The 14,387-nt window shown below is 40.6% G+C and carries 14 protein-coding genes; 4 read left to right on the top strand and 10 right to left on the bottom strand.

Annotation, left to right across the window (positions count from 1 at the left end):
* Nucleotides 1–29 precede the first annotated feature (29 nt).
* Complete coding sequence (locus AWN68_RS05525; RefSeq protein WP_068412514.1) at nt 30–971, bottom strand: transporter; 942 nt, start codon at nt 969–971, stop codon at nt 30–32.
* 101 nt (nt 972–1,072) lie between these two features.
* Between AWN68_RS05525 and AWN68_RS05520 the strand changes: the two genes are divergently transcribed.
* Nucleotides 1,073–1,552, top strand: a complete 480-nt coding sequence (locus AWN68_RS05520; RefSeq protein WP_068412511.1) for a thioredoxin domain-containing protein — start codon at nt 1,073–1,075, stop codon at nt 1,550–1,552.
* A gap of 1 nt (nt 1,553) precedes the next feature.
* Here the strand turns inward: AWN68_RS05520 and hemE are convergent, their stop codons facing one another.
* Both hemE and AWN68_RS05510 read right to left on the bottom strand, forming a co-directional pair.
* A complete protein-coding gene (hemE, locus tag AWN68_RS05515; RefSeq protein WP_068412508.1) occupies nt 1,554–2,585 on the bottom strand; it encodes a uroporphyrinogen decarboxylase in 1,032 nt (343 codons plus the stop codon).
* Between the two features lie 25 nt (nt 2,586–2,610).
* Nucleotides 2,611–3,354, bottom strand: coding sequence for a hypothetical protein (locus tag AWN68_RS05510; RefSeq protein ID WP_068412506.1), 744 nt, complete (start codon nt 3,352–3,354; stop codon nt 2,611–2,613).
* A gap of 172 nt (nt 3,355–3,526) precedes the next feature.
* Here AWN68_RS05510 and AWN68_RS05505 point away from each other — a divergent pair, with 172 nt between their 5' ends.
* The 3 genes from AWN68_RS05505 to sdaAA all read left to right on the top strand — a co-directional run bounded on the left by AWN68_RS05505 (nt 3,527) and on the right by sdaAA (nt 6,263).
* Entirely contained in the window at nt 3,527–4,573 is a 1,047-nt protein-coding gene (locus AWN68_RS05505) for a sensor histidine kinase (RefSeq protein ID WP_172796037.1), read from the top strand.
* Nucleotides 4,570–5,280, top strand: a complete 711-nt coding sequence (locus tag AWN68_RS05500; RefSeq protein WP_068412502.1) for a LytR/AlgR family response regulator transcription factor — start codon at nt 4,570–4,572, stop codon at nt 5,278–5,280. The genes AWN68_RS05505 and AWN68_RS05500 overlap by 4 nt, the downstream gene beginning before the upstream one ends.
* A gap of 77 nt (nt 5,281–5,357) precedes the next feature.
* Nucleotides 5,358–6,263 (top strand): L-serine ammonia-lyase, iron-sulfur-dependent, subunit alpha, encoded by a 906-nt coding sequence (gene sdaAA / locus AWN68_RS05495; protein WP_068412500.1) that lies wholly within the window; start codon nt 5,358–5,360, stop codon nt 6,261–6,263.
* Between the two features lie 335 nt (nt 6,264–6,598).
* Here sdaAA and AWN68_RS05490 read toward each other — a convergent pair whose 3' ends face one another.
* The 7 genes from AWN68_RS05490 to AWN68_RS05455 all read right to left on the bottom strand — a co-directional run bounded on the left by AWN68_RS05490 (nt 6,599) and on the right by AWN68_RS05455 (nt 14,264).
* Entirely contained in the window at nt 6,599–9,181 is a 2,583-nt protein-coding gene (locus AWN68_RS05490) for a cation-translocating P-type ATPase (RefSeq protein WP_068412497.1), read from the bottom strand.
* Between the two features lie 680 nt (nt 9,182–9,861).
* Complete coding sequence (locus AWN68_RS05480) at nt 9,862–10,311, bottom strand: pyridoxamine 5'-phosphate oxidase family protein (RefSeq protein ID WP_068412491.1); 450 nt, start codon at nt 10,309–10,311, stop codon at nt 9,862–9,864.
* Between the two features lie 5 nt (nt 10,312–10,316).
* A complete protein-coding gene (locus AWN68_RS05475; RefSeq protein ID WP_068412488.1) occupies nt 10,317–10,997 on the bottom strand; it encodes a Crp/Fnr family transcriptional regulator in 681 nt (226 codons plus the stop codon).
* Between the two features lie 150 nt (nt 10,998–11,147).
* Nucleotides 11,148–11,798 carry a response regulator gene (locus tag AWN68_RS05470; protein WP_068412485.1) on the bottom strand — a complete coding sequence of 217 codons (651 nt, stop codon included), beginning with the start codon at nt 11,796–11,798 and terminating at the stop codon, nt 11,148–11,150.
* Nucleotides 11,795–13,198 (bottom strand): PAS domain-containing sensor histidine kinase, encoded by a 1,404-nt coding sequence (locus AWN68_RS05465; protein ID WP_068412482.1) that lies wholly within the window; start codon nt 13,196–13,198, stop codon nt 11,795–11,797. The genes AWN68_RS05470 and AWN68_RS05465 overlap by 4 nt, the downstream gene beginning before the upstream one ends.
* Nucleotides 13,199–13,314: 116 nt before the next feature.
* Entirely contained in the window at nt 13,315–13,734 is a 420-nt protein-coding gene (locus AWN68_RS05460) for a cyclic nucleotide-binding domain-containing protein (protein ID WP_068412479.1), read from the bottom strand.
* The gene (locus AWN68_RS05455; RefSeq protein ID WP_068412476.1) at nt 13,731–14,264 is read right to left on the bottom strand and encodes a DUF4136 domain-containing protein; all 534 of its coding nucleotides are present in this window, start codon (nt 14,262–14,264) and stop codon (nt 13,731–13,733) included. The genes AWN68_RS05460 and AWN68_RS05455 overlap by 4 nt, the downstream gene beginning before the upstream one ends.
* Nucleotides 14,265–14,387 lie beyond the last annotated feature (123 nt).

The following is a 14,387-nucleotide window of genomic DNA, read 5'->3' as shown; positions in this document are numbered from 1 at the left end:
TGGGTTACATCTTTTGAATCATTGCTAGCTCATTTAATAAAACTATAAAATGCTGACAATGAAAACCTATCTGTGGTAGTCAGTTGAAAGCCGTTCACAGTTCTTAAGAGGGGCCATTGGCCACGAAAGCTCAAACTCAGTTTTTGAGTAGAAGCCCAAGAAAACCCAGTGCCTAAATAGAGCCAAGAGCCACCCGTATTGGGGTTTTCGAATCCGTTTTGGATGTGTTCTCCAAAGCGATTCAAGCGCAATTGCACTTGCGGAGTAACCAACTGATTCAGCAATAAAATCTGTTCAGAAAGCCCTAAGTAAAAGTCGAGTTCATTGGAGTAGCGGTATTCAGGATGTGCGTCATACCGTTTTCCAACAGTATTTACTTTAAAAACACCTGTGGCCGAATAACTTAATGAAGGTCGAAATTTAAAGGTCGACTGAAGGAAACTGGCCATCATAAAATCGATGGATCCCGTACCTGGTTGTAAAGAAAGGGGTAAATCAAAATTGCCGCTTTCGTCTTTGATGTTGGTTTCGCCAGTCGGTAGTTTTACGCCTACCGCCACGGCCAGCGTTGAACGCTGGCTGTTCAGCAATAATTTGTTTGCCCAAACGGAGATGTCTCCAAGTCCGCTGGCTTTGTAGGTGGTCTTCGTTTGCGTGTTTTCTTCAGATAAATAGGAGTATGGGATAAGCACAGAAAAACCGATACTATCTCTCATAAAGAAATCTACCTGTGTAATGACAGAACGGGTTTCCCTTTTTAAAAAGCTGTTGTTCAAAACCCGATCTCCTTGTACAAAATCAGAAAGTCGATTGACATCATAGGTCAAACCCGCCCTAATTCCTTGGGTGCTGGGGTTTAGGTTGATGGCTCCCGTTAACGGGATTCCGCCCGTGCAACAGGTCTGTGCTTTCAAGGAGGTCAATGCCCCAATCCAGCATAGGCCAATCAGAATTAACTTGTCAAACGTCATCTATATATGATTTCATATAAATCTAAAGAAAACAATCTGACCATAATGAATAACTTGAAGGTCAATTGACCTGATTGGTCATTTGGATAACCAATTGCTTTATGCGCCTGATTTTCATCGTCTGTACATTGTTTTTGGCCCTTGGAGCACAAGGCCAAACGGAGGAAGTACAGTATTTCAGCCCTTCCAGTATTGATACTATTTTAGCTGAAAAGCCAGATGAGGTGTACGCCTTTAGCTTTTGGGCCAGTTGGTGTGCCCCATGTATTAAGGAAATGAAGCTTCTACAGAAATTTGAGCAAGAATGTAATTGCCAATTGAACCTCTATTTTGTCAATGTAGAAGAAGCTGACAGGCGAGAAAAGGCTTTAAAAAGGGCTGATAAATCTGAAATTCTCGAACAACTCTATTTTGTGGAGCATCCAAACTCAACCTTCTATTCTGAAATAGAAAAGCAATGGACAGGAACTTTACCGGCCCTACTATTAATTCATCCCAAAACGGAGCGAAGACAATTCTTCAATCGACTGGTGAGCAGAAAGAAATTAGCGGGTTTCATTGATTTGATAAAGAATCCATAACCTATCTAGCAGAATATTCCTTCACTGTGTTTACAAACACCTTAACCTTCTCAGGATCGATATCTGGGTAAACACCATGCCCTAAATTGGCAATATGACGGTCTGGTCCAAAAGCATCAAGCATCTTTTTAGTGGCTGCCTCCACTTCGGCATTAGAGCCGTAAAGTGCACAAGGGTCAAGATTCCCTTGCAAAGTTTTATTTGGCCCAATTAACTCGCGAGTTTCTGTGATGTCCATGTTCCAATCCAGCCCGATGGTTTCACAATCTAGTGTGGCCATAGATTTTCTGGCAAAATAAGCTCCTTTGGCAAAAGCGGTTACCGGAACTTCGGTAATGGCCGAACAAATCTGACGGATGTATTTCATCGAGAATTGTTCGTATTGATCTGCGGGTAAAATACCTGCCCAAGAATCGAATACCTGAACAATATCGGCACCTGCTTCAATTTGCGCTTTCAAGTAAGTGATGGTGCTATCGGTAATCATCTGCATTAGCTTTTCGGCCAAAGCAGGTTGAGTGTACAGCATTTTTCGGGCATTCGAGAAGGTTTTGCTTCCGTGTCCTTCTACCATGTAACAGAAAATCGTCCAAGGTGCACCTGCAAAACCAATCAAAGGGACTCTGCCAGCCAGTTCTCTTTTGGTTACTTTAATGGCATCGATCACATAACCCAAATCAGAAGAAGAATCTGCAATTCTGATGTTTTTTAAGTCTGCCTCAGACTTTATCGTATTAGGAAACCAAGGCCCTTTCTTTTCGATCATTTCGTAAGGCAAGCCCATGGCTTCTGGAATTACGAGAATATCTGAGAAAATAATGGCGGCATCTACTCCTAAAATATCGACTGGTTGAATGGTCACCTCAGCTGCTAAGTCAGGGTTTTTTACCAACTCAATGAATCCGCTAAGGCTATTTCTTACTGCACGATATTCAGGTAAAATTCTACCTGCCTGGCGCATTAACCATACTGGAGTTCTTTCAGTCTTTTCGCCTCTGGCAGCACGTAAAATCAGATCGTTCTTCAATTCCATGCCGCAAAGATAGGAATTGTTCGTTCTAAAATATCCGCTCTTTCCGAATTGTGAGTTGCTTATATTTCCCTTCCATTTTTATAAAATTTTGTTTCGTTTTAGTGTACCAAAACTTTGTGGGCTGTGTGCCGCCATAATCGGTAAATAAAACCCAACAATCCAATTCTCTGCCATCGGGTAATAATAGCTTTTCAGAACCAATTACTTTGAGGTTATAAAAACCGGGAGCGGATCCTCCCGGGTGATAGAAATTCATGACCGCCTCATAACCCATTTTCATAGGGAGCAATGAATAGGTCTCTAAGTCGATTTCCCAGTTATAAGTTGGCTCAGTCAAATCTAGATTTAAGCCTTTTATTGCATTGTCTGTTGCTGAATCTAATCCAACAATCTTCATTCCCTGAAAGCTAAAGGCCTCTTTGCCATTTTGCTTGGTATTTCTAATGTGCTGAACTGGCTTTAGTGTTTCCGGTTCGCAGAGGTAGTAAAAATCACCTGATGTTTCAGGGTTCCCTGTGGTCCAGCTATGCCTAAAGGCCAAGTAGTCGATGCCGTTAATGTTTACTTTTTCAGTGGACTTAGTTTTCAAGCTTACGGAGCGTACAACTCCGGCCATTTCCGTGAAAATAATATCCTTGGTTGTGCCCATTTCCAATTGATCTATCTTTTTAAACTGATCACCAACACGAATGGTATCAACGACTTGAGCATTTAACTGCCATGAGCAAATCATGGAGATAATGACTATAATGTGTTTTGTCTTTTTCATGGATGCTAAAGACCGATTTTTCTTTTTAAAAGGGGGAATGAATATATCCTCTCCATGAAAAATTCGACAATAGATGCTTTTAAGGTTGTCGAAACCGAGATGTAGATTAAAACTTACCAATCATCGATTATTTGATCGAGAGTTGATGCTGTCCTTCTCAAAGCCATCGAAAATGGATACTTTAGGGCTAATGAAACCCAACTTTTTAAGGAATCGTATTTTTTGGCTGAACTTCAGCTTTTGGTTGCTTTTCTTCAGCTATAAATTCTACGACTTCACAGTTTTCATGCCTGCCGAACCGGCCTTTGTGCGGATCGCTTTACCGATGTTCTTTCATATTATTCTGAGTTATACCCACTATTTTTTCATTTTACCCGATCTGCTCAGAAATAAGAACATTAAGAAATACTTGCTCAAATTGGTCTTGGCCATTGCTGTGGTAATGTTCTTCCAAGTATTGGCTGAAAATGTCGTGCTGATCAAGTATTCGCCTTCCGATTACTATGAAACTTTTGGTTGGACAAGGTTTGTAAGTACACTTTGGGACGAAATGAGCTTTATGATTTTCACGGGAATGATCAAGTTTGCGGTAGACTGGTTTGAATTGGAGAACAAAAAGCGCGAACTGGAAAACCAGAAATTAACCGCTGAGCTCAATTATTTGAAAGCACAAATTAACCCTCATTTCCTATTCAATACGCTTCACAACCTAAGTTATTTGACGCAGATTAAAAGTGACCAGGCCACTGAAGTGATTGTAAAACTGTCCAACATAATGCGGTACATGATTTATGATTCTAACAAACCTAAAGTGGCGCTTTCAAAGGAAATCAACTATATCAAAGACTATTTGGCACTGGAAGGGATTAGGCTGAATAATCGCTTTGAATTGAGTTTTGACACAAGTGAGGTAGATGAACAAATAGAAATCACACCCTTGATTTTCATCCCTTTTGTAGAAAATGCTTTCAAACACGGCATCAGCGACCAACAAACCGAAAATTGGATCAAGGTGAAGCTTTCTTCTACTCCTAAACAACTGATTTTTGAGGTTGAGAATAGTGTGAGTTCTGCCCAGAAAGAAAAGGATGCGCCTTCGGGTTTTGGTTTGAAGAATGTGGAAAGGCGATTGGTGTTGAGCTATCCGAATCAGCATCGCTTGGAAATTCGACCAGAAAAGGAAAAGTTCAGTATTTCACTTAGCTTAGACTTAGCGTGAAGATTCGTTGCGTAATCATAGATGATGAGCCTTTTGCTCGTAAACTGCTGCTAGACTATTGTAGTCGAGTTCCACAGCTTTCTGTTTTGGGCGATTTCTCCAATGGGTTGGATGCACTTTCCTTCCTCAACCACAATCAAGCGGACTTAATTTTCTTGGACATCAAAATGCCGGGCATTAGCGGAATTGATTTACTGAAAACGCTTGGTAATCGGCCTAAAGTCATTTTCACCACCGCTTTTGCCGAGTATGCTATTGATGGTTTCGAATTGGATGCCATCGACTATCTGCTTAAGCCTTTCGATTTCCCCCGTTTTTTAAAAGCCGTCAATAAGGCATTCACTTCTTTTCCAATTGAAAAACCTGCCATTTCTTTAAACAATTCACCCCAAGAGGACTTCCTTTTTGTGAAGGATGGGCGAGATTTGGTGAAAGTAAAACTGAACGACATACTCTATATCAAAGGTCAAAAGGATTACGTAATGTTTATCACGAAAAATCGAAAGATTATGAGTCTGATGAACATGAGAGATTTGGAGCAAGACCTTATTCAAAAGGCCTTTGTAAGAATTCACCAATCCTATATTATCAATACGCAGCATATTGAATTGGTGGCAAGCGACAAAGTGAGACTCAATAATGAGTATCTCCCTGTAAGTCAAACCTATCGATTGACCTTTAGAGAGTTTCTCGAAAAGCACAAATGAATGTCATTTTAGCTTAGTCAAGACTTATTCCATCCTTTGCTTAAATTCCCTTAGCTTTGTAAAAAAGGTATACAGTTATGAGCTTTCTTTTCGATGATTTTAAAGGTTGGAAGTCCTATTGTGAGGCCAACGACATGAAGCTTTTTGAGCCCGTAATTGAATACGAGGTGCAACAAAAGCAACGTACTGAAGAGTTTATTTGGGCGAGTTTAGATAACGCTTATACGGTGATGAAAGAAGCCGTACAAACGGGACTCACCGAAGATATGACTTCGCGCTCAGGTATGATCAATAACGGAGCGAAGAAAGTGTACAATCATCCTGTAACCGTTTTGAGTAGGGAGTTTCAGGTGCTGATTTCTAGAGCACTGGCGGCCAAGGAAGTGAACTCATGCATGGGGCGCGTTGTAGCAGCTCCCACCGCAGGTGCTTCGGGCATTATCCCAGGTGTTCTAGTTACCTTCCAAGAGTTACACGATGTGCCTGACCGTAAAATTCATGAAGGGCTTTTAGTAAGCGCAGGTATTGCGTTGATCATGGAAAAACGAGCATCTATTGCTGGTGCGGTAGGTGGTTGCCAAGCGGAAACTGGAAGTGCGGCAGCCATGGCTTCTGGTGCGATTGTGTATTGCTTAGGCGGAACAATCGACCAAGTATTTAATGCGGTGGCCATTACCATTCAGTGCATGTTGGGTTTAATTTGTGACCCTGTTGCTGGTTTGGTTGAAGTGCCGTGTGTGGTTCGAAATGCAAGTGCAGCCGCTATTGCCAACAGTTCGGCACAAATAGCGCTGGCCAATGTAAATGCTGTTATTCCAGTAGACGAATGTGTTGAAGCCATGGGCGAAGTAGGCCAAAGTATGGAAACTCGCTACAAAGAAACCGCTATGGGTGGATTAGCCGCTACACTCACAGGCCAAGCCATCTCTAAAAAAGTATTGATTCAGGACATTGAAATGTTGCCTGATGAGGATGGGGAGTAAATAGCTATTTCAAGGCGCAGCATATTCAATCAAAAGGTGTAAAAAAAACTACTGGTTGAAGCGTCTCGCTTCGACCTGTTTTCCTCAATTATAGCCGAAAGGGCATAAAAAAACCCGATCATTTCTGATCAGGTTTTTCTTTCTCTGTAGCGGGAACAGCCCCGAAGCTTCGGGGCGAACCTGTGATCTTATTTGTTAGCCAAACATAGGGTTTAGGCCAAATAGATATGAAAGGGGAGATTGAAAACGGACTCTCATTGTTTATAATCTAGCTAGGCAAAATATTAAAAACTCTGTTAATTTCTTTGACGAACAATTTTTGCTCAGAACATGCTTTAATCAAGTAGCTTAGATAGCTTTAGTGTGTGAATAAGCAATAAAGGGAAAATACTTCCAACCAGAATAATCGGTAATAACTGGAAAGAGATCGACTGCAGGTTTAGCAATTGGTCGAAGGGGCTTACCATACTTGCTCCTAGCAACAGAAGTGAGCAAAATAGGATGGATGCCCAGAGGTGTAGGTTTTTTACAATACCATTGCCCAATAGGGATTCACCTCTCTTTATTAAATTAAAAGGATGAACCAACTGTGCAAAAGCTAATGTGAAGAATGCTACATTGTTGGCATCGAGGTTGTTATAGTTTTTCACCTTTAGGGCAAACAAAAATGCCCCCAATATGCTAATGGTAATAATGAGGGCATAAACGATAATTGACTTCCAATGACGTTTGGTCAGAATGGGCTCGCTGAGCGCTCTTGCCTGTTGTAAAATCAGTTTTTTGTTTCCTTGCCCCATACCCAATGCCAAAGCTGGGAATACATCTGTAACCAGGTTTAGGAAGAGAATCTGTAAAGGAAGTAAAGGTGAACCCAAATTGAAAAATGCAGCTAAAGACACCACCATTATCTCGCTCAGGTTACAGGACAATAGATAGAACACAAAGTTTCGAATGTTATTGAAGATGATTCTACCTTGCTTAATGGCCGTTACAATGGATGAAAAAGAGTCGTCTTGCAGCACCATGTCTGCGGCTTCCTTCGCCACTTGTGTGCCCCTAAGCCCCATGGCTATACCGATGTCTGCCTTTTTTAATGCTGGGGCATCATTTACCCCATCGCCCGTCATGGCTACTACATACCCTTTGGATTGATAAAGTTCAACCAAGCGTAACTTTTGTTCTGGTGTTACCCTTGAGAAAATAGAAGCTTCCAACAACTTTAAGCTGTTTTGCCCTTTTTCGGAAAAGTCCAAGTCTTGCCCATGAACAACTACATCATTCTGATCCTTCGTTAGCCCAATGCTGAGAGCAATGGTCCTGGCTGTTTCTGGGTGATCGCCAGTGACCATCACCACTTTAATTCCCGCATTTTTACATTCTGCAATGGCCAGCGAGACCTCGGGCCTAGCGGGATCTAACAGCCCTACTAAGCCAAGTATTGTCAAGGAGTGATTAGTTTGTAGAACGGGCTCATTCAAAGTCTGGTAGGCAAATGCCAGTACCTTAAGCCCTTGTTTTGAGAGTGATTCGGTTCTCTCAAGCCAATAATTGATATGCTGGGTATTTAATGCCCTTTTTTCTCCATCCAATTCATAGTACTTACAATGGCGAAGAATATCTGCCACTGCACCCTTGACAGAAACCTGAAATAAGCTGCCATTTCTGTGTAATGTGCTCATCATTCTGGTTTCACTTTCGAAAGGAAACTCAGCAAGTTTTACCCATTGATTGCGTATGAGGCTAATGCTGCCAGGTTCTTTTTCCTGTATCCATTTCAAAAGGGCAATCTCTACGGGATCTCCAACTTCTTTATGACTATCGTTAATGGCCGCATTGTTGCATAGCACCATAACTTCGTTTAGTCTACTACTAAACGAAGGAGTGTTATTGGATAGCACGATTTGATCGACTTCAAGTTTGTTCTCCGTCAGTGTGCCAGTTTTGTCTGTTAAAATCACATTGGTTCCGCCAAGCGTTTCGACAGCAGCGAGTTTTCTTACCAGTACCTTTTTTTTCGATAGCCTTAACATGCCACTTGCTAGCGCAATGGTGGCAACAATGGGTAAACCTTCGGGAATGGCTGCCACCGCTAGGGCAATGGCCGTTTCAACCAGCAGATTTAAGTCTTTAGACTGAAAAATGCCAATTGACAAAAATGGTATGATAATGATGATGGTCAGCCAAATCAACATTTTGCTGAACGTATTCAACTTTTGGTTGAGGGGTATTTCCTCAGCCTGAGCTTCATCGACCATGGAAGCTATTTGCCCAATTTCAGTTTGTTGACCAGTGAAGGCTACAACAGCCAATCCATTGCCTTTGGTCACAGAAGTACCGCGAAACACCATATTGGATTGGTCTCCCAACCCAACTTCACTTTCAAAGGCTATTGTCTGCTTGCTTACGGGAACCGATTCACCTGTTAAGGGAGATTCATTAATCTCTAATCTGGCCATGGTTATTAATCTTGCGTCTGCTCCTATCAAATCGCCTGCTTCAAAGGATAGCAAGTCACCCGGGACCAACTCTTGCATGGGTATATCCATAAGGAGCCCATTACGAATTACCTTGGCGTTAGGCTGCTCAAGTGACTTTAGGGTAGCCATGGAACGGTTCGCTTGTGATTCTAAAATATAGCCGATAATGGCATTGATTAAAATCACAGCCAGAATTGCCATAGACTCAACCATTTCTCCAAAAAAGAAAGAAACCATGGAGGCGACCATCAATAGAAATACTATTGAATTTTTGAATTGAGCCAAAAAAATTGACCATTCACTGCGAGCTTTGGCTTGTACAATGATGTTCGGCCCGTACTTCAATTTTCTATGGGCAATCTGTTGGTCGGTCAAGCCTTCTTTCAGCTGAACATCAAATTCTTTGAGTACTGCTTCTACTGTTTGTACCTGTGGATGCATTTCAACTTTAAGTCATTTGATGCAAATATCCACCTTGTTTAAGATCAGGCCTATGACTTATATCAGTGCTCATGATAACTTTGGGTTTTTGAAGAAAATGGTATATTCGAATAAGTGCCTTCTAATTAACCTAGAAACTCGACTTTAAATGCTGGCAGAACCCTCAAAAAGTTGATGTCCTTATTTCATCACAGATAGATACCTCCTGATGGTCTTTTTGAATGATTCCACAACCCTTCAAAAATTCTTCACAATGCTTAGGGTATTGAAGGCTAAGGTGGTTCTATTTTACCTACCTTTTAACAAACAAAAAGTGGGCAGCTACTTCAATAGAAGTAAATACCCACTTCATTTTACAAATTCCGTGAAACCTATAAAATGCCAAGCTACTGTTATTGAGGCTTTATTTTACTCTTTTTCCTTTTGCAAGAAAATGTTTCAAATTCTGAACCAACAAACCTTTTACTGTCCCTTTCAACCATCTTACTGATCAAAATTTCTGAGTGACTTGCTTATTGACCCTAACGTTTTAAAGTCTGCCTTTTATCTCTTACTTGATGATATAAAGGTACTTTACCGAACGTAAAGTACCGATGATTTTAGTCATCGATAGCAATGATTTTTGTTGTTACACGAAATGCTCATTTGAGTTTTTTCTTACCAAAACCACTCTATTAGCTTCATTCCTTCTCAAACCTTCCAGATTGTTCAAGAATCTGAATTCGATAGGTGATAAATTTGGTAAAGGGCTTTACATGACTGTGGATTTTTTCCATACCGTACTTGGGTTGGTTGCTTTCGCCAGTTTTTATAGGCATCAACCGGGTGGTCAATAGCTGCAATGCCGATTCCTTTTCTTCACCCTCCAATTCTTGAAATTTCCCCTGGACAACCACAGATTGCCAGTTGGCCATGTCTGTAATGTGATCTACCTGAAAACATACTGATGGGTTAGCTCTTAGCATTGTCGTTTTCTTGCCTTCTTGGGTATAACTGTATATAAATTCACCATCATAAACATAGGCAACAGGAACTATGTATGTGTTGCCATCAATACTACAGCCAATTCGGCCAATGAGTTCTGACCTCAGTAGTGTGTCAATCTGTAAATTATTTAGGGATCCGAGCATGATAATTAAGAGTATAAACTGTTGACTTTGCTCAACCCTTGTGGGTTGATCACTTGGATGTACTTTCCCTGGATTTGAACCAGTTTTTCAGACTTAAATTCTGACAGCAACCGAATAACGGTTTCCTTGGCCGTGCCTATAAAATTGGCAAGATCTTCCCTGCTCAGCTCAATTTTATGCTCGTGATCTTCATAGGTGTCTACTAACTCCAATAAACCTTCTGCCAGCCTTCCCCTTACTGGTGTATAGGCCATTGAGACCATTTTTTTTTCAGCCTCTATCAAGTCTTTGCACAGTAGGTTGGTGAAATAATCGGAACCCTCATTTGATTTGAAGATTTTAAAGAAATCCTCTTTGGGAATAAACACAATCACAGCTTCTTCAATAGACATAGCGCTTGAGGTATATTTGCGCTGAGCTAATAAATCTGTGTAACCTAAAAAACGTCCTGCGGCTGCAATTGTTAAGATTTGTTCCTTCCCATCACTGCCATGCTTATATATTTTGACCCTGCCTGATTTAATATAAAACAAGCCACGAGGTGTGTTTCCTTTTCGGAATACCATTTGACTTTTTTGATAAAAATTCTCGTCAAAATCACCTTCTTCAAAGCTGTTAGATGAGAGTTTTAAGAAGTGGGGCGGAGCGGCAGGCTCTTCTGAGTATTTTAATTCAACGGTATACATGGCCTTATTTTTATGATGTGTGAATACCCGAAGCTAATGCCAAAACCCAGTTTATGTTAGACGCAAAAGGCGTATTTTATTTCTAAGAAAAATGCGTAGATCACTCATGAAAATAATGAGTTTTTCTTCCGCTGCACAGTAAAAAGAGTTTTATACTTTAGTGATTTTGTGTTTGATGGCATAGCGTACTAAACCTGCGGTATTTTTTGCTTGGAGCTTTTGGATTAAATTTCTACGATGGGTATCTACCGTTCTAGGGCTAATAAAAAGCTTTTCGGCAATTTCATGGTTGGTGAATTCTTCGGCAATTAATTTCAGGATTTCAATTTCTCTTTTGGTGAGTTTATCCAAACTTTGAGACTGGCTGTTGGCCTTACCTTTCACCAGCTGTTTCATGATATTGGCAGATACCTCTTTAGTGAAATAGATTTCGCCTTTTGAAACCGTTTCAATAGCTTCAAGTAGTTCTGTCATATTGGTGCTTTTCAGTATATAGCCCAAAGCTCCCGCATTCAACATTTCTCTGATCATGGTCTCCTCGTTGTGCATGCTGAGTACCATTACATTTGTATTGGGGTATTTTTCTATGATCAGTTTGGTGGTTTCAGCCCCTCCCATACAAGGCATGCTTACATCCATAATCACCAACTCTGCTTCGCACAGGGCTAAACGACTAAGTGCCTCTTCACCATCCTTTGCCTCCCCTACGACTTCAATATGGGGGTAGTTTGTCAAAGAATTCTTGACACCCTCTCTGATCAATGTGTGATCATCTACCAAAAAAACCCTGATCTTATTCATATGGGTATTGTGATTGAAATGGTGGTGCCGCTCTTGTCGTTCGAATCTACTTCCACTTGGCCATTAAGTACTTCTACTCTTGACTGCATATTGCTCAGCCCTAAGCCAAAAAATTTCATATTGGGATCAAAACCTCCACCGTCATCTTCCACTAAAACAATTATTTCCGACTTGTCTCTGGTAACATGTACGTTAATGTTTTTTGGGTTTGCATGGTGCAAGGCATTATTTACTAGCTCTTGGATTATCCTGTATAATCCCAAAGCTATTTTTTGATCAATATTCAATAAATCTCCATGAAGGCTCAGGTTCAACTTTACTTGCGTTGATTTATCAATGGTATCGCATAAATACTCCAAGGCCCTTCCTAGTCCAAAGTCCTCCAAGATCCTTGGGGTCAGGTTGCGTGAGATGGACCGAACTTCTTCTATGGTTTCATTAAGTTTACTTTTTAAATTGCTGTATATCCCCTTAAATCTTTCAGTAAATCCCTCTAATTCAGGCTCTAAAGCATTAAGGTTGAGGTTAATAGCCGAGATAGATTGGCCGAGGCCATCATGGAGCTCTTGCGCTATTCTTCGCCTTTCATTTTCTTGGCCCATCACTAGGGCTTCTTTCCTCGTTTTTTCCAGAGCTCTCTTTTCAGTAATGTCCACACCACTGCTCAAGGTGGCGTCTGGCATTCCCAACCTGTCTTTCAAAACGGTATTGTGCCATTCAATAAGTCGCTGTTCACCCTGAGCGTTAATTATTAGATTTTCATTTGTAAGGCTGATGCCAGTTTTGCTATCAATCATTTCGTGAAACAGGCTTCGGACATTTTCACGTTCCGATTCTGGAATAAATTCATCAAACCAGTTCATGCCTTTCAGTTCATTTTCAGATACTCCCAACAAATCACCTGCAGCTTTATTTGCTACAGCAATGGTTTCATCTTTATTCAGTATTAAAAATATGGAACTGGTTACCTCTAAATACTGCTGGATCATTTTGCGTTCCTTTTTCAATTCACGCTCTAGCTTTTTGCTATTGGAAATGTCCACAATGAAACAAATCACTAATAAACCCACCTTGGAATGTACATAGCTAAGGCTGATTTCCAATGGCACCTCATTCCCTACCTTGTTCAAGCCAATGAGTTCTAAACCTGAAGCCATTTTCCTGAATTGAGGGTTTTTCACATAATTCTTACGATGCTGAAGGTGTACAGTGCTAAGGTTGCCTGGTAGGAGTTTTTCAACGGGCTGGCCGATAAGTTCATCAAATGAGTAACCAAAGGTTTTTAAGCAACTGGGGTTGGCTTGAACAATCAATCCATCGCTACTGGTCACGAGAATACCCTCAACGGAATTTTTGAATATCAGTGGGGATATAAAATCGTCCTTTAGGTACTCAAGCATTACTATTTGATCGGTTAGGTCAATGAAGATAGTCCATGTAGGTCAAAAAATAAGAAATTTGGAGGATGATTTTGATCTGTTGTTAAGGAACAACAGAATTTTAGCTTCATAGAGCACTATATAGAAAGGGTCACTTTCTCAATTTGATCTAAATGAGCAACTAACTGTTGAATCAGCTTATCATGAAAATTAGGTAGCGCAGTCACTAATGAAAGGGGAATTTTCATAAACCTTGATGGTTTGTGGATGTGGGCTGTGTGGGTTGAAACATTGGAGTTTTGAATGGCTTGAAACCCTAAAAGATCTTCTTGGTTGACCTTAAGTAGTAAGATATTTCTACCCAATTGATCTTTTTTTGTGAGAAGCACTTCACCCTCAATAAGCCGATAGAAATGATCAAGCTTTTCACCTTCTGAATAGAGCTTGCCACCATTCTTTCGAAAGACTTTGAAACTTTTGCTTGGAATGTTTAAGTAGGGGTTCTCTTCTATTGAAAACCCCTTGCTCCTTTGATTTTTTGGCCAACTAAGTTTCATCGTCTATTGGGATATTGAGAAAATATGGCTTTAACAGCCTCTTGTATTTTTGCTTCTAAATCTCTGGGGGGCACATCATCCAACCTCTTGCTTCCTACCCCTTGCCATACCAATTGTTCTTTTTTGGTATCTACTATGTGTATTACTAAAGCTCCTTTTTTAAAAGTATAGGAAGCGACATCGTAGCTGGGCCAATAGCGGTAGCGGAAAGGATAATTATTATGAACGATGTAGTCAGTTTGCTGATCGATCGTGATATGAAAATCGATTAGTAAGTCTGGTTCCCAATCAGACTGTGCAAGTCCCATGGATTTCATTTCCTTTTCAATCGCCTCTTTGATTCTTTTTCTATTCAGTTCATTATCAAACATGGGGCTTGTATTCCCAGGTTTTTCTTGATCCTTTGCCAAGGCATATGTTTTGTAAGTGCTAAAATCAGCGGTTCTATCGAAATCTGATGACAGATACAACTGTTCTGCACAACCAGAAAACAGCAGTACAATACTTAAAGTAGTTATGAGCTTTTTCATCTCTTTGGGTTTAGTGGACGAATTGTTTCAACAAACTTAGCTCAACTGTGCACTGCCTTCAATGATGACTATCAATGTTCGAAATGACTTGTGTCAGCTATTTCTCACCTCAAAGATTCACAC

This window comes from Roseivirga echinicomitans, from assembly GCF_001592935.1.
GTDB classification, from domain to species: domain Bacteria; phylum Bacteroidota; class Bacteroidia; order Cytophagales; family Cyclobacteriaceae; genus Roseivirga; species Roseivirga echinicomitans.
Note: the sequence above shows the minus strand (reverse complement) of the source record. Positions and strands in the feature narration are given on the sequence as shown.